Below are 575 nucleotides of genomic sequence, written 5' to 3'. Positions count from 1 at the left end.
GCCAGCTCGCGGGGCCGTTCCACCCGGATGCAGCCGTGGCTGAGGGCGCGGGCGGCCTGGGCGAAGAGGTACCGCTCGGGCGTGTCGTGCAGGTACACCTGGTATGGGTTGGGGAAGTGGAAAACGTAGTTGCCGAGCACGTTGCGCGGCCCGGCTTCCTGTTGCACAGTGTATCGAAACGTCGCCGCCGTTACCTCGCCCCAGGCGATGCGCCAGGGGTTGCGCCGGCGGCCGCGGCCGTCGTACACGGCCAGGTTGCTTTCGACCAGAAAGCCGGGGTCGTCCTGCAGGCGGGGCAGCATTTCCTGGCTGGCAATGGAATACGGCACATTCCAGACCGGCGCCAGCGTGAAGTAGTTGAGGCGGCTGCTGAGCGTGGGTGTGGGCGTGGCGGGCTTGCCCACAATCACCCGCGCCCGGCGCAGCACGGTATCGTGCCGCAGCACCTGCAGCTCGAAAGCCGGAATATTCACCAGCAAATATTCGGGCTCAGTAATGGGCTGGGCGCGCCAGCGCTCCAGGTTCAGCGCCACCCGCTCGAAGCGGCCGCGGTGCCGGGCCACGGCCGAATCGGG

The 575-nt window shown here is 68.0% G+C and carries 1 protein-coding gene; it reads right to left on the bottom strand.

The features are described from left to right. A partial coding sequence (locus ACYVDE_RS25715; protein ID WP_460504338.1) for a L,D-transpeptidase family protein occupies window positions 1-575 on the bottom strand: 575 nt, incomplete at both ends.

The organism is Hymenobacter agri (genome assembly GCF_054778495.1).
The sequence above is the reverse complement of the archived record's forward strand: the minus strand, read 5'-3'. Positions and strand labels throughout refer to the sequence as shown.